22 protein-coding genes are annotated in these 18,180 nt (G+C 57.2%); 10 read left to right on the top strand and 12 right to left on the bottom strand.

The features are described from left to right. Positions 1-14 precede the first annotated feature (14 nt). Positions 15-509 carry a COG4315 family predicted lipoprotein gene (locus F568_RS22925; RefSeq protein WP_019019362.1) on the top strand — a complete coding sequence of 165 codons (495 nt, stop codon included), beginning with the start codon at positions 15-17 and terminating at the stop codon, positions 507-509. A 53-nt stretch (positions 510-562) separates the two neighbouring features. Here the strand turns inward: F568_RS22925 and F568_RS0113965 are convergent, their stop codons facing one another. Next, entirely contained in the window at positions 563-1,939 is a 1,377-nt protein-coding gene (locus tag F568_RS0113965; RefSeq protein ID WP_019019363.1) for an alpha/beta fold hydrolase, read from the bottom strand. Positions 1,940-2,225: 286 nt separating this feature from the next. Between F568_RS0113965 and F568_RS0113970 the strand changes: the two genes are divergently transcribed. The 3 genes from F568_RS0113970 (at position 2,226) to F568_RS23960 (ending at position 3,973) form a co-directional block, all read left to right on the top strand. Beyond that, the gene (locus F568_RS0113970; protein WP_019019364.1) at positions 2,226-2,552 is read left to right on the top strand and encodes a thioredoxin family protein; all 327 of its coding nucleotides are present in this window, start codon (positions 2,226-2,228) and stop codon (positions 2,550-2,552) included. A 396-nt stretch (positions 2,553-2,948) separates the two neighbouring features. Next, positions 2,949-3,347, top strand: coding sequence for a phage holin family protein (locus tag F568_RS0113975; protein WP_229804170.1), 399 nt, complete (start codon positions 2,949-2,951; stop codon positions 3,345-3,347). After that, the gene (locus F568_RS23960; RefSeq protein ID WP_019019366.1) at positions 3,347-3,973 is read left to right on the top strand and encodes a DUF3618 domain-containing protein; all 627 of its coding nucleotides are present in this window, start codon (positions 3,347-3,349) and stop codon (positions 3,971-3,973) included. Before F568_RS0113975 ends, F568_RS23960 begins: the two co-directional genes overlap by 1 nt. Before the next feature lie 25 nt (positions 3,974-3,998). Here F568_RS23960 and F568_RS0113985 read toward each other — a convergent pair whose 3' ends face one another. The 4 genes from F568_RS0113985 to F568_RS0114000 form a co-directional block, all read right to left on the bottom strand. After that, positions 3,999-4,712 (bottom strand): YrhK family protein, encoded by a 714-nt coding sequence (locus F568_RS0113985; protein WP_026300548.1) that lies wholly within the window; start codon positions 4,710-4,712, stop codon positions 3,999-4,001. 119 nt (positions 4,713-4,831) lie between these two features. Continuing rightward, a complete protein-coding gene (locus F568_RS0113990) occupies positions 4,832-7,009 on the bottom strand; it encodes a pyrroloquinoline quinone-dependent dehydrogenase (RefSeq protein WP_019019368.1) in 2,178 nt (725 codons plus the stop codon). Continuing rightward, positions 7,006-7,410, bottom strand: a complete 405-nt coding sequence (locus F568_RS0113995) for a hypothetical protein (RefSeq protein ID WP_019019369.1) — start codon at positions 7,408-7,410, stop codon at positions 7,006-7,008. The genes F568_RS0113990 and F568_RS0113995 overlap by 4 nt, the downstream gene beginning before the upstream one ends. Before the next feature lie 679 nt (positions 7,411-8,089). After that, positions 8,090-8,710, bottom strand: coding sequence for a cell wall hydrolase (locus tag F568_RS0114000; protein WP_019019370.1), 621 nt, complete (start codon positions 8,708-8,710; stop codon positions 8,090-8,092). 204 nt (positions 8,711-8,914) lie between these two features. Here F568_RS0114000 and F568_RS0114005 point away from each other — a divergent pair, with 204 nt between their 5' ends. After that, complete coding sequence (locus F568_RS0114005; protein ID WP_019019371.1) at positions 8,915-9,274, top strand: DUF427 domain-containing protein; 360 nt, start codon at positions 8,915-8,917, stop codon at positions 9,272-9,274. 13 nt (positions 9,275-9,287) lie between these two features. On the opposite strand, the gene flhC is transcribed toward F568_RS0114005, so the two are convergent. The 3 genes from flhC to F568_RS0114020 all read right to left on the bottom strand — a co-directional run bounded on the left by flhC (position 9,288) and on the right by F568_RS0114020 (position 11,070). Further along, positions 9,288-9,821 (bottom strand): flagellar transcriptional regulator FlhC, encoded by a 534-nt coding sequence (gene flhC, locus F568_RS0114010; protein ID WP_019019372.1) that lies wholly within the window; start codon positions 9,819-9,821, stop codon positions 9,288-9,290. 23 nt (positions 9,822-9,844) lie between these two features. Beyond that, on the bottom strand, positions 9,845-10,165 hold the full coding sequence (flhD, locus tag F568_RS0114015; RefSeq protein ID WP_019019373.1) for a flagellar transcriptional regulator FlhD: 321 nt from the start codon (positions 10,163-10,165) through the stop codon (positions 9,845-9,847). Between the two features lie 329 nt (positions 10,166-10,494). After that, entirely contained in the window at positions 10,495-11,070 is a 576-nt protein-coding gene (locus tag F568_RS0114020) for a hemerythrin domain-containing protein (protein ID WP_019019374.1), read from the bottom strand. A 207-nt stretch (positions 11,071-11,277) separates the two neighbouring features. On the opposite strand from F568_RS0114020, the gene F568_RS0114025 reads away from it, so the two are divergent. After that, the gene (locus tag F568_RS0114025; RefSeq protein ID WP_019019375.1) at positions 11,278-11,574 is read left to right on the top strand and encodes a YciI family protein; all 297 of its coding nucleotides are present in this window, start codon (positions 11,278-11,280) and stop codon (positions 11,572-11,574) included. A gap of 68 nt (positions 11,575-11,642) precedes the next feature. Here F568_RS0114025 and F568_RS0114030 read toward each other — a convergent pair whose 3' ends face one another. Beyond that, positions 11,643-12,509 (bottom strand): sirohydrochlorin chelatase, encoded by an 867-nt coding sequence (locus tag F568_RS0114030; RefSeq protein ID WP_019019376.1) that lies wholly within the window; start codon positions 12,507-12,509, stop codon positions 11,643-11,645. Positions 12,510-12,730: 221 nt separating this feature from the next. On the opposite strand from F568_RS0114030, the gene F568_RS0114035 reads away from it, so the two are divergent. The 4 genes from F568_RS0114035 (at position 12,731) to F568_RS0114050 (ending at position 15,834) form a co-directional block, all read left to right on the top strand. Beyond that, the gene (locus F568_RS0114035) at positions 12,731-13,612 is read left to right on the top strand and encodes an AraC family transcriptional regulator (RefSeq protein ID WP_019019377.1); all 882 of its coding nucleotides are present in this window, start codon (positions 12,731-12,733) and stop codon (positions 13,610-13,612) included. Further along, positions 13,579-14,193, top strand: a complete 615-nt coding sequence (locus F568_RS0114040) for a LysE family translocator (protein ID WP_026300549.1) — start codon at positions 13,579-13,581, stop codon at positions 14,191-14,193. Before F568_RS0114035 ends, F568_RS0114040 begins: the two co-directional genes overlap by 34 nt. A gap of 48 nt (positions 14,194-14,241) precedes the next feature. Then, positions 14,242-14,586 (top strand): hypothetical protein, encoded by a 345-nt coding sequence (locus F568_RS0114045; RefSeq protein ID WP_040476360.1) that lies wholly within the window; start codon positions 14,242-14,244, stop codon positions 14,584-14,586. A gap of 531 nt (positions 14,587-15,117) precedes the next feature. Further along, a complete protein-coding gene (locus tag F568_RS0114050; RefSeq protein ID WP_026300551.1) occupies positions 15,118-15,834 on the top strand; it encodes a winged helix-turn-helix domain-containing protein in 717 nt (238 codons plus the stop codon). 86 nt (positions 15,835-15,920) lie between these two features. Here F568_RS0114050 and F568_RS0114055 read toward each other — a convergent pair whose 3' ends face one another. The 3 genes from F568_RS0114055 to F568_RS0114065 form a co-directional block, all read right to left on the bottom strand. Continuing rightward, positions 15,921-16,829: an oxidoreductase gene (locus F568_RS0114055; protein ID WP_019019381.1), complete on the bottom strand. Its 909-nt coding sequence runs from the start codon at positions 16,827-16,829 to the stop codon at positions 15,921-15,923. After that, complete coding sequence (gene hmuQ / locus F568_RS0114060; RefSeq protein ID WP_019019382.1) at positions 16,822-17,145, bottom strand: heme-degrading protein HmuQ; 324 nt, start codon at positions 17,143-17,145, stop codon at positions 16,822-16,824. The genes F568_RS0114055 and hmuQ overlap by 8 nt, the downstream gene beginning before the upstream one ends. 324 nt (positions 17,146-17,469) lie before the next feature. Further along, a complete protein-coding gene (locus F568_RS0114065) occupies positions 17,470-17,673 on the bottom strand; it encodes a cold-shock protein (protein ID WP_019019383.1) in 204 nt (67 codons plus the stop codon). Between the last annotated feature and the right edge of the window lie 507 nt (positions 17,674-18,180).

Raw genomic sequence — 18,180 nt, forward strand, 5'->3', positions numbered from 1 at the left:
AAGGAGTACCAGCCATGAAACTGTTCTCACTTTCGCTGATGATGACTGCCGTCGCGTTCGCCGGGTCGGCCTTGGCCCAGTCTGGCGGTGATGCCCAACTCTCCGAACAGACCTCTAGCGGCTATGGTGCCTATGTCGCTGACGGGCAAGGCAAGACGCTCTACATGTTCACGACCGACACCCAAGGCCAGGGAGATACCCAGGCCAAGAGTTCCTGTTACGACGCGTGTGCCGAAGCCTGGCCGCCGCTGACGATAGAGAGCGGTAACCCGCAGGTTGGGGATCAACTGCAGCAGGACCTGGTGGGTACGTTCCAGCGTGAAGACGGGACGACCCAAGTGACCTACGGCGGTTGGCCGCTGTATTACTTCGTCAAGGATCAGGCCTCGGGCGAAGTCAATGGCCAGGATGTGCATGGCTTCGGCGGGGAGTGGTACTTGGTGGCCCCGGATGGCTCGAAGAACGAGCAACAGCCACAGCAGGATACCCAGTCCCAGACACAGGGATGACTTTCTGGCCTGTTCGGCAGGGGCTGGGTCACCTGCCCCTGCCGTTAATCAAGCTATTGCAAGGCCCACGGCTCCAATGGCACTTCGTCGGCGCAACTCGTATCGATCCTGGCCATCGGGTCGTCGAGAAACGCTGATATCACTTGCGAGCGACACTCGGTCACCGGACTGTGGCCCTTGGCCTGAATCTCGATGGTCTGCAGATTGGGCATGGTGCGTGACAATACCTCCCCCCAGCGTGTTCCGCAGCACGGATCCATTTGGCCATGAATCGATAGGGCGGGTGTAGCTGATTGCAACGGATCGCTATGTGAACTCGGCACATCGCCATCCACGCCCCACCATGCACACAACCAGGGCGGCTCGAAGCCAAGAATACCCGGTTCACGTTGTATCGCGGCTCGCGAGTCTGCTGGTGTGGGGCGGTTGGTTCCCATGTCATTGCAAACATGGGCAAGAAAATACCCCAGTGCGTAGTTGGGTGCCTGGGTGTTCGGCTGGTACTCGTCGATGCGGAAGAAGCGCGCCAGCGAAGAGTAATCGTCCGCCTGGATCTCGTTGACCAAGCGCGGCAACTGAGCGTAATCGCTGGGTAGCATCAGGTAGAGCGTATCGAGAAAGGCGGCACCGTCAAAATAGAGGCGTTTCTCCTTGTCTCCATCCTGTACGGTGGCAACGAAGGGTTGGTTGTCCAATGTCCGACGGGCTCGGTCAATGGCCAGGAACCAGGCCGTCAGTTGCTCTCGACAGCGTTCACTGTTCGCCGTACACAGAGCAAGCACGTCGCTGAAGGTCTGCTTGGCGACGTAGAACTCATCCAGAGGCGAGCGGTTGCGCAGGCTGGTGAACCAGGGCCAGCCGAGAATCGCCGCGCGAACGTTCCCGGGGTGGTATTGCATGTAGGAAAGTACCGTCCCGCTGCCTGTCGAGGAGCCGAAGGCATCGATGGTGTCGTAGCCCAGCAGACGACGAATCTCGTCGACATCGCGCGATACGGCGTATTGGTTGTACTCCGCTACGTCGACTCCTTCGCTCTCGAGCTTGCGATAGCAGGCGACGACTTCGCCTGTGATGGCATCCATGCGTTCCATCGGGTCCAGGGACGACGTAATGGCCGGAGTATGGATAATGTTGTGGTAAGGCGATACCTCGGCATAGTCCGGACAAGCCAGCATCGGCTTGGCATGAATGAATCCGCGGTGATCCATCACTATCAATGTACGGTTGCCGATATCCTTGCGTAACTGCTCGATATAATCACGATTGCCAATCACCGAATAGCCGGGGCCGCCGGGAAAGAAAACGACCGGCGGAGCGTTCGGGCTGCCTGCCTGTTCCGGCGTAATCACCGCGACTGGCAACTCCACTAGCTGCCCATTGGGCTCACTCCAGTCTTCCTGTCCGTAGAAGGTATAGCATTCGGCCTGCATGGCCTTCAGAGCATCCGTGACACAGCCGGAAGCCTCAAGGCGAGGTGCGTCCCCTGTGCTCGATATCGCATTCGCTGTCCCGTCTTGTGCCACAACGACAGGTGGTGAGATTACGGCGAAAACTAGAAAAGTCGCCATACTTCGAACTAGGGTTGAAGAAGAAAGGTTCAGGAGCGAACGCGAGCGTTTCATACCGACCTCCATATCGTGTTTGTTGTTGGGTTGGGAAGCGCTTACTTTCAAGCTAGCGACATTGGCTGACGGATCAAGTCAAGGAGGATACGGAATGCCAATGACCACGGCCTATCTGGAGCGTGAACCAGCGCGCAAGGATATCGATGCGCTGGAAGAGCCGGTCGTCCTCGAATTCGGCTCTCCGTGGTGTGGCTTCAGCATATCCACACAGCCGATCCTGGCCGAGGCCATGGAATCGCACCCTGGCGTCAAGCATCTCAAGATCGCGGATGGGCGAGGGCGCCGATTGGGGCGTTCCTTTCGCGTCAAGCTATGGCCCACGCTGGTTTTTCTGAACAATGGCCAAGAGGTCACCCGCCTCGTTCGGCCATCGGATACCCACTCAATCTCTCAGGCACTGGACCGGATCGATGGCTAACTTCAGAAAACTGGCCGTGTTGGCCACCATGCTCATAAAACTTCTCGATGAGTATCTTGCTGGTGTGCGCTACAGACAGGCTGCACTTCGGCAACGCCCGACATGGCGCCGATCGTCGTTGCCTGCCGATCCGGTAAGATCCGCCAGGCATTACGGACTGCACCCGTTAAGGAATGTACCGAGATGCCGTCCAGTGGGAACGGGGCGCTCCCATGTCTCGGCCTGGCCTGGACGGTATAGGAGCCATCAAACCCATAAAGGGCGTTAAGTATCGAAAGGTAAATGTCATTGCCTTGGCGGTAGCTTTGACTACGTTGGTAAGTGCCAACTCAGTAAAACTTCTGTCAAGGAGAGACAGTCATGGAAGAAGAGAATAGAAGCCGTACGGAGAGTTCCATGCTTAGCTCACTGGTTTCGAACCTGACGGATGAGGTAAGAACCCTGATTCGCGGTGAAGTGCGCTTGGCACAAGCCGAAATGACCGAGAAAGCATCCCAAGCAGGGAAAGGCGCGGGCTCCATTGCCGCTGCGGGCGCAGTGTTGTTCAGTGGCTTTCTGGTTCTGCTTGCCGCTGCAGTCTATGGGCTCCATGCGATAATCGACTACGGCGAAACGCCTTGGCTTTCGGCCCTTATCGTTGGCGGCATTGTGTTGGTCATCGGTTTCATCCTATTACAGGCTGGGCGCAAGAAGCTCAAGAATTTGCAGATGGCACCCGAGAGAACAATGGCCAGCTTCAGGAATGATAAGGATGTGGCCAAGCATCATGGTGAACATGTCAAGGAGGGCAGCTGATGAGCGATAAGCACGATAGACGTAGTCCGGATGAGATCGAAGACGAAATCCGTCAGACACGTGAAAACTTGGACGATACCCTGCACGAGTTGGAAGACCGTCTCTCGCCGAAACATCTTATGGATTCCGCCTACAATCAGGTTCGCAACGGTGGGGCCAACGAGTTTCTTTCCAATCTCGGCAACACCATCAAGCAGAATCCGATCCCGACCCTGCTGATCGGCATCGGTATCGGCTGGTTGATGATGTCGCAAAATCGCAATGGCCAGAAAGCCTCTGGTAGGTCCAGGCATAGCCAGGACATGGATGAGCGGTACAGCAAACCAGGTACGGTGATGCCGGCTACCCCGACCACGTCAACCTCGGCACCGCCTCACCAGGAGGATCACCTGACCGGTGCGAATCGCCCCGTGACGACTTCAGGAGTAGGTACGGCTTCGACGGGGGAGGGAGCGACTGCGACCGGCGCCTCCCCAAACCGGGAGGCCGTTGGCGAGGCGACACATCTGGGCACGGCCCAGCATAAAGGAGGTCAGTCTCGCTCCTCTGCGTCCGATGTAGTCGGTGAACCGACACATCTGGGTACCCAGCAGCACCGGGACGGCACTCCTGGCACCAAGATGTAATTGCCCGTATCAACTCTCATGACGTTCAGCCCCGGCTTCGGTCGGGGCTTTTCTGTTTATGATCCTGATGAGTCCGATAGGCCCGGTAGAAGTTAGCCAACCCGCCGAGGAGAAACAGTACGCTGGCGAAAATGAACTGGGATGCCAAGTAGGTGTAAAGGGCATGGGCGAGCTGTGCTTGATGAGTCGCCCAGAGATAGGGAATGGAAGCGACCAGAAACAGAATGGACCCGATGACGAACGAGACAGCGACCGCATTCAGCAACTGCAAGGTGATCAGCGAGCCGGCCTGAGTGATCTGGGTGACATTGAGGATTGCGCCCCCAGTGAAAAGGGCACTCCCAACGATGAAGCACCAGGCCCCCCAGCGCTCTGCGCCCAGCCTTGGCAAAAAGAATATGCTGCCTACCAGAAACAGGAGGCATGCAATGACATAACCCGTCGAAGTAATGAACTCCAGTGCGGTCTTCTTGCCATGCGAAGCGTGGTGGCGGTAATGATTGATGGTTTCCGTTAAGTCATGGGCCGTGACTGCCAGATAAATCAGCGAGCCCGCAATGAATAGCCCAGCACCTGCAGTCGAGTATTTTTCCAAGGCGGGTAGGAAGAAAACGCTGCCGACCACGAAGGTCGCGGCACCCACAACGTAGGCTGACGCATTCAATCCCTCCCACAAGAAACGTTCTCTTTCCGGTGGCTGTCGATAGCTTCGTCTACGGTTGGTGATTTGATGTGGCACGAAAGCTCCTTCTCATTCAGTCTCGTGATGTACGTTGTCAGGCGAGAGAACATGGGCCAATGCCAACAAAAAACCACCGGGCAGGGCCCGGTGGCTGATCGTGGCGGCCCTGTCCGGACTTAGTCCGGGAGGGCGTAGGAGACGACCTGATCGCTCACCTTCGGCAAGAGTATCGAATTGCCACCAACGACGAAGGTCACGTACTGCTTGCCCTCGTAGGTGTAGGTTGCCGGGATCGATACCGCCGGTGCTTCGACCTGGCCGCGCCAGAGTTCTTCACCCGTCTTGGCGTCGAGCGCGCGAACCCGCGAATCCATGGAGGCACCGATAAAGATCAGGCCTGTCTTGGTCAGCACCGGGCCGCCTATGGTCACCGAGCCCCAGGACTCGGGCATATAGAAGCCATGTTTCTGGACCTGGCCGAACGGCTTGTTCCACAAGCGCTCACCGGTTTTCAGATCGTAGGCAGCGATCGTGCCGTAGGGCGGCTTCCAGCAGGGCATGCCCGCCCAGTTGAGGAACGTTTCCAGATGGAAACCGTAAGGCACGTCGCCTTGGGCATAGTAGCCAGCTGTCTCGCCCGACTGCTCCTTCTGCTGGAACTCGTCACGTGGCACGAGCCGATAGATCTGTACCACATGGTTGGAGTTAACCACAAAGATTCCGCTGTTGGGGTCGACGGCACCACCACCCCATTGGGTTCCGCCCGTGGTAGGAGGGAAGGCGATAGAGCCCTCGAGGCTCGGTGGGGTGAAGCGACCTTCATAGCGAAACTTCTCTGCCTGACGGCTGCATTCGCCGAAGCTCACGATATCGGCCAGTGTCGACACGCCAGGCCACTCGTCAGGAATCACCGGCTCGGGCTTGGGTACATAAGGCTGGGTAGGCGCGGCCTGCTCGCCCTCGATATCCGACGCTGGTACCTCACGCTCCTCGATGGGGTAGATTGGCTCCCCCGTCTCTCGATTGAGTACATAGAGAAAGCCTTGCTTGGAGACTTGAACTAGCGCAGGAATGGTCTCGCCATCCTTCTGGATATCGACCAGCGTCGGAGGCGCAACCGTATCGTAGTCCCAGATATCGTGGTGCACGAGCTGGCGGCTCCAGACGACCCGGCCGGTCTCGGCATCGAGGGCTGTTACCGAGGTGGCAAGTGGCAGCTCTTCGGTGCGGTTGCCGCCGTAGTAGTTCGGACTGGGTGAGCTGATCGGAAGGTAAACCAGGCCCGCTTCAGGATCGATGGACATCGAGGCCCACACATTGGCCGTGCCAGTACGATCGATCACCTCCTCCGGCAAGGCATGGAACATCCACTTCAGCTCACCGCTGCGGGCATCGAGAGCGAACACCGTGCCGGGAGGTGCGGCGGCATCGGTCCAATCCTTGCCGGCCCATCCCAGGTACAGCGTGTCGTTGTAGACCGTCGGCGGCTGTAACAAGGATAAAGGCCACTTGGCATTGACCGTGTTCCATTGGTTGACATTGACCATGCCATTCTCGCCGAACGTACTGCAGGGCTCGCCTGTATCAGCGTCGACACCGTAGAGTTTGGCGTCCATGGTGCCGATGTAGACGATTTTCTGACATGCCTCGCCATCCTGGGGATCGTCAGCCTGCCAGTAAGCAACGCCGCGATTCTTCATGTTTGGTTGGGTCAAGGCTTCCAGGCGTGCCTCAGGGTTAAATGCCCACTTTTCCTCCCCTGTGCCCGGGTCAAGCGCGATGATCCGGTAGAAGGGCGTGCCGAGATAAAGCGTATCATTGACGAACAATGGGGTGGCCGACCACACGGACATGGGAATATCGCCACTGCCATCAGAGACGTCGCCGGTATGATACTCCCAGGCCTTCTCGAGTTGGCCGACGTTTTCCGGGGTGATCTGGTCCGCCGGGGAATATTTCTGCGCTCGGAGGTCGCCGTTGAACGTCGCCCAGGTGTCAGGTGACTCCATCCACTCGTCCGGCCCCTGTTGTGGCGGAGTGAGGCCTTGGGCGTCGGGTGAGGGCGGCGTACCGGCGGGGCCTGTCGAGACACGCCCCTTCTTGAGTGTTGGAGTGACCTGCAAGCCGTTTTCGGCTGAGGTTGTCTGATCCTCCTGGTCTTGCTGGGATTGTTGGCTCTGATCACCGTTTTCCCCGTCCGCCTGGGTGCCTTCGACATCGGTGATGCCTTGAGGCTGGCCGCCACTAGCTCCGCCGTCCGAATCGTTGCTTTGCGAGTCCTGAGCGTGTGCCGAACCAAGCGCACTGGCCAGCAACAGAATGGATAGCAATGTTCGTGAAGGGTATCGGGTCATGACGTCATGGCCTCACGGTTGGTAGCTGTCGGGTGCGAGCGTTTACCGCTGGCGGGATCAGCGAAGACATGAATGAGCCAGGCGACCAACCCCGCCACCATGAGCCACACCAGGATCGTGGCCTCCAGCAGGTAGGAGGCAAGGCCGGTGCCCAGCAGGTCGATCAGCAGCAAGAAAGCAATCAAGCCACTCAACCAGCGAGGCATGCTTCTGACAAAGGTGATCAGTAGTGACCCGATCACCAGCATGGCGGTGGAGAACAATACGAGATATGTGCCGGGAGTGTAGGCGATACCGTTGCCTACATTGAAGGTGTTGATGGCGGCCACTATCAGGGCGACGATCGAAATCGCCAATAGCAGCCAGGCGCCATAGGCGACGCCACGGGAGTGCTTTGCCATTGCTGCGTCCCTTCCATTGAACGGTGGTGAACAGTGATGGCGTTAGTGGGCCAGTCGAGAATAAGCCGGCGATACACTTCGCCACGACTGGTAAGTATAGGCGGGGACTTGAATTTTTGATGACAGAACAGGAAAAAGGCTGATGCATGGGAATTCAGCCTTTATGCGAGACCAGTATGTATTAAACGAAGGTGGTGTTGTCTCTAGCGTGCAAGAGCCGGAAACTAGTCGTATGTAGCTCGCCGGTCCGAACCGAAAGGCCACAAGAACAATACGGGCTAGAAATAAAAAAGTCCCCCGAAGGGGACCAGGGGAGCACGCCAGCTCACTCGGTTTATCGCCACAGTGTGGCGACGTTGGTAACGGGTGGTTTGTCCCAGCCCCACTGGGCATTAGGACGTTGGGAGTGGTATTTTTCTCCCACCATGCCAATAACTATACGAAAAGCGCGCCACAATAACAAAAAGCCTTCCAAAACAATCGAGTAAAAAAACTTTAAGTGTTTTTAGTTGGGCGTTCATGCCCTTAGGCAGATTTTCCTGCACCAACAAGAAGATTTTCCGGCCTAGGCGCATCATAACAGTGCCTAGGCCTTCTCTTATGATTGCTCGCTTTTATTTCATATGAATGACGCATCAGAAATATCTCCTGACACGTTTTTCGAGCACGCCCCTGAGCCTTACGAATCCTCACGATAAAAGACCAGCTCATCGGTCTGAAATGTACGGGTAAATTTCGAGGCCCAGTTCGGGGTAACGTTCCGGTGATGGAAAAACTGTCCACCATCGGTGTGGTCCTGCAGTTGCTGATTCAGCGCCTTGCGAGCGATTTCTTTGGCGATAACGTAGGCATCTTCCTCCTGAGCCTCATCCGGGCGGCCATCGCACCACCACGAGAACTGGCAATTGCCCCGTTCCGAGCCCTCCTTGACTACCTCGCAAACCGTATCGGGAAAGCCCTCGTGGCCCAGCCGATTCATTACCACGTTGGCTACTGCCTCCATATCTATGGTGTCTTCCCCCCGCGCTTCCCAGTAGATCGAGCGTGCCAAACAGGTAATTGCATCATCCAGCGGTGCCTGGCCGGCAGGATCTACCGCCTGGGCGCCGGGCCGTGTGATCAGCTCGGCGGGCTCGGGTGGCCGGCCGCTGCCTTCGGCCGAGGCCTCCTGTTCCAGCACTTGTGCCTTTTCCTCGGCGATCTGTGCTCGCTGGGCGAGTTCAATGGCAAGGGATGGGCCTGCCAGCAATAGCAGGGGGAAAAGACAGGTAACACACCGGAATAGGCTCTTGGACATCATGGTGTCTCCCGATAGACCAATCGGACCATCATGCAACAAAGCCAGGAGATGAAGATAGGTCCAGCGCCGGCATCGGGTGGGTGGATTATTTCATCCTGGCGTTATTAAGGATGAGCTGCCTTCGGCTGATATTGCAGGCTAACTTGCGAAGGCGAGGAGAGTGCTAGGCTGAAGGGAATTCACTGACTACAGGCAGGACTTGCCATGATCCACGATCCGACAGACCGCATTAGCTTACACCTGCATTACCGGCGCGTGCGGGTCTGGGCAGGCGATACGCTGATTGCCGATACGAGAAGCGCCATCGAACTGCGCGAAACAGGCTATCCGCCCCGCCAGTACCTCCCGCGGGAGGACGTGGACATGTCGTATCTTAATCGCACCGATACCGCTACGCATTGCCCGTTCAAGGGCGATGCCAACTATTACGCCATCTCGCTGTACAACGAGACATTGGCGGATGCCGCCTGGAGTTATGAAGCGCCCTTCGCTGCACTCATGGACATTCGAGGACGACTGTCATTCGATACAGCGAAGGTCGTGGAAAGGATAGGCGACGAATGATTTCTTGCTGTTGCTAGGCGACCTTGCTTTCTCGGGCCTTTGCGGTCTTGCCGGCACGCGACGGGGGCTGGCAGATGCCGCAAACATAGTGCTGGGTGGGGCTGTGGGCATGGGCTACGTACGGCCCCCGGCATTCCTTGCAGGTCGATAACTGGAGCATGTTGCTTTCAAAGAATCGTACCAAGGTCCAGGCACGTGTCAGGCCGAGTACCGGTTCGGCTCCCTCCAACATGATATGTTCGATATAGAGCCGATAAGCCTTGATGAAGGCGGAAAGCCGGTGGCAGCCGACATCCTCGCTCATGCAGCGGTAGATGTTGTAAAACAGCGATGAATGAATATTCGGCAACCAGGTCATGAACCAGTCGGTCGAGAAGGGCAGCATGCCCTTGGGTGGGGACGCGCCGCGAACCTCCTTGTACAGCTTGATCAGCCGGGCACGACTCAGGTCGGTCTCTGATTCGAGCACCTGCAGGCGGGCCCCGAGTTCGATAAGCTCTATAGCTACTTGCACCTGCATCATTTCACTGACGAGGCTTTTCATCATATACCCTCGTGGCGAGTCGGCAATCAGTGGCCGGATGTCGAGAAGCGGTCGGCCGCCATGAGCAAGGCTGCATGGGTCTGGGCCATTCCCAGCTCGCGTGGGTTACCGGACAGTTTCAAGAATTGGTCGGGATCGACATAGGCCAGCCGACACAGCAACTGATTGGAGCGGGCCATTTGGCTCAGTTGCTTGACTGAGAGCGAAGCCATCAAGTCCGCCATGCGTTCGTTGATTTTCAGACGAAACATCGCGGTTTCGCGATCCTCCTTCAGCATTCGCTGCGCGAGGAGAAGGTAAGACAGGTTCACTTCCTGAATATCTTCTAGAAGGCTGTCATTGTGCATGTGGCTTCCTCCTTGAAGAGACATAATCTTAAAGTAGCAAAGCCTGATGCATTGTCACGGACTCTCGTAGGAATGTTCTAATTCTTACTTATCTCATCAAGGGGGCGGTGGGCAGGCTGATGCCTCGCTGCAGGGCGTGGGTGTAGCGCTCGGCCTCATCTGGTGGCCTATTGCCACCTTGTTATAGGCACAATCAAGCACCCCTTCGACGTCACGACGTCGAAGGGGAAGGTATTGGCTTACCCGGAGGACATTACATACGCCTACATCTTCTAAGTAGGCCTTTTGCGACTGGCTCCCGGCGTACCAGCAGCAACGGAAACGTTTCGTTAAGAGCTTGTCCGCCCTGTGAGCTTGTCCCGGAGCCGGTCGATCATGCCAACTCCCGGTCCCACGCTCTTGTGAAACAGTTCGGAATGAGGGGCGCTGGGGTGTGGGCGGGTCGGCGCCAGCTGCTTGGCTTTCTGAACCTTGTCCCCCATGTCGACGAGTTGATCCAGAGGCAGATGCTTTCGCAGCGAGGGGAATTGATCGGATTCCTCATCGTTCGCATGGTGGCGCAGCTGTTTATCCAGCGACTGCACCAATGCCATGAACTGCGGATCAGCCGCATCGGCGTCTTCCAGCTTTTTCATGACCTGAACGATCTCGTCGTGTTCCTGCTTGTCATGTTCGACTTCTTCCTTACCATTCGGCAAGTGCTTTTCCATCGCCGGGTAAACGTACATCTCCTCGGCAACGGAATGACGCATCACCTCAGCGATTACCGTTTCGACCAGCTCCCGGCGCTGCGTGGCATCCGGCGTATGCTCGGCCTGTGCCAACAGCTCCGTCATCTCTCGATGGTCTGCGGTAAGAATATCCACTACATCCAGTCTTTCACCATTACCATTGTCAACGGCCATGACTCCCTCCTTGGGGTCGTTATTTATTAAGTATCGGTACCACCTACAACATAGTACCGCTCAGGGTGCAGGGCCAAACCTGGCGAGGCCTTTCTCCAGTTGAACTTCAACTGGAGAAAGGCCTCATCGAGAACTGTCAGGAGGCGGACGCAGCACACGTTATCGTGTTATACCCGGCTAGCCGCTAGTAAATCCAAGGAGCATTCGATGAAGCAATACGCTGTGGTGGCCTACGATTACACGGACGCCGAGGCGCTCGAGCGTCGACTGGCCAATCGAGAGTCGCATCTGGAGGGCGTTCGCGAACTTGCCAAACAGGGGAAATTCCTCAGCGGCGGGGCGATCCTCAACGATGAGGGCAAGATGATTGGCTCGAGTGCCCACTTCCGGTTCGTTGACCGGCAGGACCTTGATGCCTGGCTCGAGACCGAGCCCTATATGACCGGGCGTGTATGGGAACATGTCGATATTCGCGAAGTGAAACTCTTCGACCCGAACAGCTGAACGTCGCCACAACTACCCACTCATCGCGGCCGGCTCTTCGAGAGCGAACTTGGCCGGCTGTAATTTTTCTATGTGATGTCGGCTCCCGTGGCCGGCAGTTCTATCAGTAGCGGCTCGCCGGCAAGGGCTTGCTGTAGGCGAGTTACGAGAATATCCACGATGGCGTCGTTCTCGCCTACCAGCCGCGTCGTGGTGACGCTCAGGTCGGGTGAACATGACATCGCCTGTTCGCAGATTTCCGCAATGTCGCCGCCTTCGCCGGCGTGTCGACCCGGGGAAAGGAACAGCATGGACAGGATCACGTTGCTGTGGGCCAGCGTCGGCGAGGCAAGCAGATCTTCCAGCAGCGGCTCGTTGAAACGGTAGGCATCGCCATCGCGGCGCTCCATGGAGGCAAAGGTGACGCAACTGGCCTCATCGGCCAGTAGCACGCTCAGCTGGCCGGCGAGGTAGTTGCGCACGGCCGTGACTTCCGGAATCGGGCTGCCATGGTCGACCAGCACAACCTTCGGGTGTGACAGGCCGGCCGACCTTTCGCGCACGTTGTCTGCCAGCAGCTGCGCCAGGCGCAGGTCCACCGTCGCCTGGCTGTCGACCAAGGGCAGGGCTACCTTCACGTTTAGCTGAGGGTAGCTGGCCTGTACCTCGGCCAGACGCTCGGGCAAGTAGTGCGTCAATGCCTGACTGGGGCCGAAGAAGAAGGGCAGGATAAGCAGTTCGGTAACGCCCTGTGCCGCATATCGTTCGGCCAGCGGCCCCAGCGTCACGGCCTTGTGGCCCTCGAGTTCCTCGGGAGGGATCTTGAAGGAGTGCAGCAGGGAAGCGGCCTCGACCGTCTCGCCGGTGGCCTGGCTCAAGGCGTGGGCAAGCCGGCGCAGATTGAGCGTGGCCTGAGGGCGCAGGGAACCGTTGTCGACGAGCAGTATCTTTCGCATGAGGCCTCGTTGCTGGCGCAAGGCGGGGTGCCGACGCATATGACAGCAAAACGTATCACACTACCGAGCCGGGCTTCAGGTCAAGTCGCGAGAGAGACTGTGGGCCGTTGAACAGGCGAACGTGGTGGATTCGGCTCATTCGGTGCTTTCCGCAATAATGTCCAAGCTCGCGGCATGGGCCAAGCCTAAGCTATGCCTAGTCAGCGTTCAGGAGGTGTGGCATGGCAAAGCAGACCACCCAGTTTCAGTTCTTCAAAAGTCGGCATATCCCTGAGCTTATGGTGCTGAAGGCGGCGATGAACGATTTCAGCTACGATTTCCATGCCCATGAAGAATATGCCTTCGGTGTCACCCTCTCGGGACGGCAGGACTTCTTCAGCGGTGGCCAATTTCACCGTAGTCCACCTGGCAACGTGATCCTGTTGAATCCCGAGGAGGCGCATGATGGCCAGCCGGGCGGCGACAGCACGCTGGGCTATGTCATGGTCTACGTTTCTCCCCGCCAGCTCGAGGCGCTATTCGCTGATACGCTAGGGCGTGAGAGCGCCGGGCAGTTTAGAAGCGATGAAACCCTGATGTCGGACCCAGCCCTGCGTCAGGCCATCCTGGAACTGGCTCGCCTGGTAACCTGCCAGGTCGGTAGCCGCATCGATCAGGAGCATACGCTCTACCAGATGGCCGCAGGACTCGTGCAGCGTGCCGGCAAGTTCCAGCCGGATGGCACGTCCAGTCGGCCTGACGCCCTCCTTAAGCGAGCCAGGGACTTCATCCTCGCGCATCTTGAGGATGATGTATCGCTGGATGATATTAGCCGGGCCGCTCACCTCTCGAAGTACCATTTCCTGCGCCTGTTCCGGCAACAGTCCGGCATGACGCCGCACCAGTACGTGATCAACTGCCGCATCAATGCTGCACGCAGTGCACTGGAGTCTGGCGCTGGACCAAACGATGTCGCGTTCCGTTATGGCTTTGCCGACCTTAGCCACTTCAACCGCCGGTTCAAGCGCATCTATGGCATGACGCCCCATCAATATCAGCGTAGCGTCGCCTCTTACCCGAGATTCCTCACATGTTGGAAATTATCGCCTATGCCTTGGGCGTAATGTACACGCCTGGGCCAGTGAATCTGCTCGGCCTGAATGCCGGGCTCCATGGACAGGCCAAGGCATCATTGGGGTTCTTTCTCGGGGTAGGGCTGGCCATGTTCACCTTGTTCGTGCTGTTTGGCCTGGCTGGTGCCGCCTGGGTGCAAGGCGATATGCTCGCCGTGATAGGGGCGCTGGGATGCGGGTATATCTTTTACCTTGCCATCAAGATCGCCAAGTCGAGCATCAACATGGCGGCCGTCCGCCGAACACCGCGAGCGCTGCGCTTTCGTGACGGCCTGATCATGCAGTTATGCAATCCCAAGGGCATCGTCGCGACACTGCCGATCGCGACGATTCAGTTTCCTGCCGTGGGGATTCATGGTGTCGGTTTGATAGTCTGGTCGCTAGGGCTGGCTGCCCTGGCAATCGGGGCTCCTGGCAGTTATGCGCTGGTTGGCGCTGTGCTAGGGAAACGCGTCGAGGATCCAGTCATTCTCAAGGGGTTCAGTCTCACTATGTCCGCCCTGTTGATTGCCGTTTCACTGTCGATCGGTTACGAACACGTTTGGCTGCCTCTCTCCGCTGGAGTAAGTTGACGGATCGCCATCTGCCCATTGCCAATAGGTCGAGCCCTGATCCATACCATGACTGACAATTCATCGCTCCCCGTGCAGGTCCGACACGTTCTCGAGGCAGCGCCGCATGAGGCATTGCCCATGACCTATCAACAACTCGCCGAGGCAGTGGGCCTCCGTCCGCCGCGCACCATCCAGCGCGTTGCCCTGGCGCTGGAAACCCTGATGCATGAAGACGCCGCTCAAGACCGCCCCTTCATCGCCGCGCTGATCGTCAGCCGGCGAGGGGAGGGACTGCCGGCACAAGGCTTCTTCGACCTTGCGGTAACGCTGGGGCGCTTTTCCGAAGATCCGGCACAGCATGCCGAGGCCTATCGGGAAGAATTTCGGCGGGCCATGGCGCAGCGAGGTTAGTGTCAGGCGCCATGTAAGCAAACATCGCCAAGACGGTGCGATGGCTTCAGGTGGGGATGAACCAAGAAAAGCCCGGTCGCTTGGGCCGGGCAATCTAATGCTGCTTTCCGTGCTTCCATTACAGGCATCCTGCCCGTACATCCCTGGTGCTGAGCCATCCCTGCACTCGGTCTTCCTTGCTTGAGCATCCTTACCCAGTAATCGCATCATATAAAGAGTACTGTGCCATTGTAATAACCTATGTAACTCAAGCACGTAAGAGATTGATGACAAAGCGCATACGAACATAGCTTAAAACAAGCATGAAAGACTTGCTTTTGCATCTATCTTATTGATTTGCAATACATTTGATATTTGTTGCTTAGATTTTCCTATTGCCAGTGAGTTTTTGGAGATCTTTGGTAATATGTGTAAATACAAGTTGTGAAAATGGCAGTATTCAGAGTTTTGTTAATTAATGCAGAGTAAAATAATGTAATATTGGTGCGTTCGACAGGACTCAGGACAACGATATAGCAAAGCATGCTAAGGATGGGTAATTGCTTGAATAGTGAAAACAAGGATCGTGTATTAATCGTCGAAGACGACGAACGCCTGGCGACATTGACTCAGGAATATCTTGAGGCCAACGGCTATCGGGTCATTGTCGAAGCGGATGGCGCCCTCGCCGTGGAGCGCATCATTGAGCTGCAGCCTGGCATCGTCATTCTTGATCTGATGCTTCCCGGCGCAGACGGCCTGTCTATCTGCCGCCGCGTGAAGCCCTATTACGCCGGCCCGATTCTGATACTCACGGCACGTGCCGATGACGTGGATCAGGTGCTGGGCCTGGAGATGGGCGCCGACGACTACCTGCCGAAACCGGTACAGCCGCGAGTGTTGCTGGCCCACATGCACGCGCTCATGCGGCGCAAGGATTCGGCCGTCCGCAAGAGTAAGCCGGTTCTACTGAACTTCGGTGGGTTGATGATCAACAGAACGGTTCGCGAGGCTTGGCTCGACGGGGAGCGGATCGACCTTAGCTGTTCCGAGTTCGATCTGTTATGGCTGCTTGCCAACAATGCCGGCCGCGTGCTGACCCGTGAAGAAATATTCTCGTCGATACGCGGCACTCCCTATAACGGGCAGGATCGTGGCATAGACGTGCGCGTATCGCGTATTCGCCCCAAGATCGGAGACGATCCCAACCAGCCTCATCTTATCAAGACGGTACGTAACCGAGGGTATATGTTCGTCAAACGTGCCTGATCGATGCCCCGCAGGGTATTCCCGCTGCGGGGCTAGCCTGCCGCTCCTGTAATCGGTACAGCAGCGGCATGCTGTTCGATAACCGCTCACGCCTTGGGCCACTTCGCTCCTGTCAGTTCGCAGGACGCCTTCCATAATCGCTCGGCGACGTCCTGATCGCGGGCAGCCGGGGCAATATGAGCTGGTTTGGGCGCACCGCGTGTTTCCCCCAGGCCGGCAGGGCCGATGTAACTGCCTGGACGAACGTTGCTGGCGGTGGCTGCGTAGAGTACGGGCCGCGCTCCCTCGACAGCAGACTGACTGACAAACGGCATCGCCAAACGGAAGAGACGGCCCGCCATGCCGCGGCTGATAATGCCGTGATCGAACAATGCTGTGCGCGAAAGGCCGGGGTGCGCTGCCAGGCTAACCAGCCCCCAGTTTTCGGCGTGGCTGTAGCGCTGCAATGTCTGGCTGAACAGCAGCATGGCCAGCTTGGACTGGCGGTAGGCGCGCCAAGGGTCGTAACGGTACTCGCCGTGAAGATCCTCAAAATCGATACGCCCACCGCGGTGCGCCAAGCTCGAGAGTTGCACGACACGTGGCGCCGGTGCCGCCAATAGCAGGGGGAGAAGCAGGCTGGTCAGCAAAAAATGGCTCAGAAAGTTGACGCCAAACTGGCGCTCGAAACCATCCTGGGTCAATTCCCGCGTCGGCAATGCCAGGACACCGGCATTGTTTATCAACACGTCCAGCGAAGGCTCACAGGCGCGCAATCTTGCAGCGAAGTCTCGCACCGAGGCCAGGCTGTCCAGATCGAGTGGCTCGAATCGAACGTCTGCTCTTGGGCAATCATTGCGCAAGGAGCTAATCGCCGCATGGCCCTTGTCCGAATTCCGCCCCGCCAGGATGACGCGATATCCCTGACGGATTAGCCCCTTGGTGGTTTCGAAGCCCAACCCTGCATTGGCGCCGGTAACAACAGCCAACTTCCCTTCGATATCGTGATCAGTCATTGCCAACCGTCTGAATGACCTCAAACCCCTCGAACCTAGGTGGGCCTAGGTAAAGCCCCTCGCGTCGGCTCTGGCCAGCATTGGCGTGGGCAGCGCGGAACGCCTCGGAGTGCGTCCAGGCATCGAAATCCTCGCGGGAACGCCAAGTGGTATGCGAGGCGTAAAGGACGTGATCCCCCTCATCGGGACCGCGGAGCATATGGAACTCGACGAAACCAGGCAGGCCCTGCAGATGGGTTTCCCGCTCCAGCCAGATCTGCTCGAACTCTTCCGTTCTCTCGGGATTGACGCGAAAACGGTTCATGACGATGAACACGGTGAACTCTCCTTACGGTCAGGTTGATGAAAGCTGCCGTTTGACCATGGCACCTTCCTCGGTAGGGGGCAAGGTGGGTTCTCCTGACGCTTCAACATGTGGCTAGCTTTCGGCCAGTAGCGGTCCTTTGGCAGAGCTAGAACACACCCTGGTTGCAAATATGCGCGCCAACTAACGCTGTCGGGACAGCTGGTAATTGGCCTTTAACCGATACCCAGCCATAGCGTATTTACTCAAAATTCAGACATGCAGAAACACGAAAGCCCGCATACGCGGGCTTTCGTGCTCGAAGCCTTACGGCTCGAAAGCGCAGACTAACCGAAGTTAGAGAGGCTTGATGTTCGCAGCCTGAAGGCCTTTCTTGCCCTGGGTCACGTCAAAAGAGACCTGTTGACCATCTTGCAGGGACTTGAAACCGTCAGCCTGAATTTCTGAGAAGTGGGCAAAGAGATCATCACCACCGTCAGCCGGAGAGATGAAGCCGAAGCCTTTAGAGTCGTTGAACCACTTAACTGTGCCAGTTGTCATGTTCGAATTCCTTACGCGCTAGGCGCTTTATGCGATTGCCGGGTACTACCCCAGATGAAGTAGGTAAAACAAGGGATACAACCAGGCTACCGAATGATTCGAGTACAACTGACAATATGCGACTTGCTAACCAACTGAGAGCATCATGCCATAGCACCTTGGCCCAGTCAAATAAATATGTCCAGAAAGCCCGTGAGGGTGCCATGGCGAATGTTATCGCTTGATTCGATCAGGGGGTAAGGCTTTTTTAAAACGGCTCCTGGCGGCGCTCCTTGAGAGTTAACGACATGATCACGTTCATGTTTTTTGTTTGGCACTCAATCCGACCCGCATGAGCGTTATGGGGCTTGGCCTGCTCAGGTAAGACGAGAAAACCGATTTGATAGAGCTGTTAGCCCCTGAAAGCACAGCGACGCTTGATGCCATCATAGACAAGGTCCACTCACTCCGGCCAACCCGGGTTATCCCGATGTTACAAAGACAATTTGCAGATAGCGGTTTGTAAGA

The organism is Modicisalibacter luteus DSM 23508 (assembly GCF_000378505.1).
Classification (GTDB): domain Bacteria; phylum Pseudomonadota; class Gammaproteobacteria; order Pseudomonadales; family Halomonadaceae; genus Modicisalibacter; species Modicisalibacter luteus.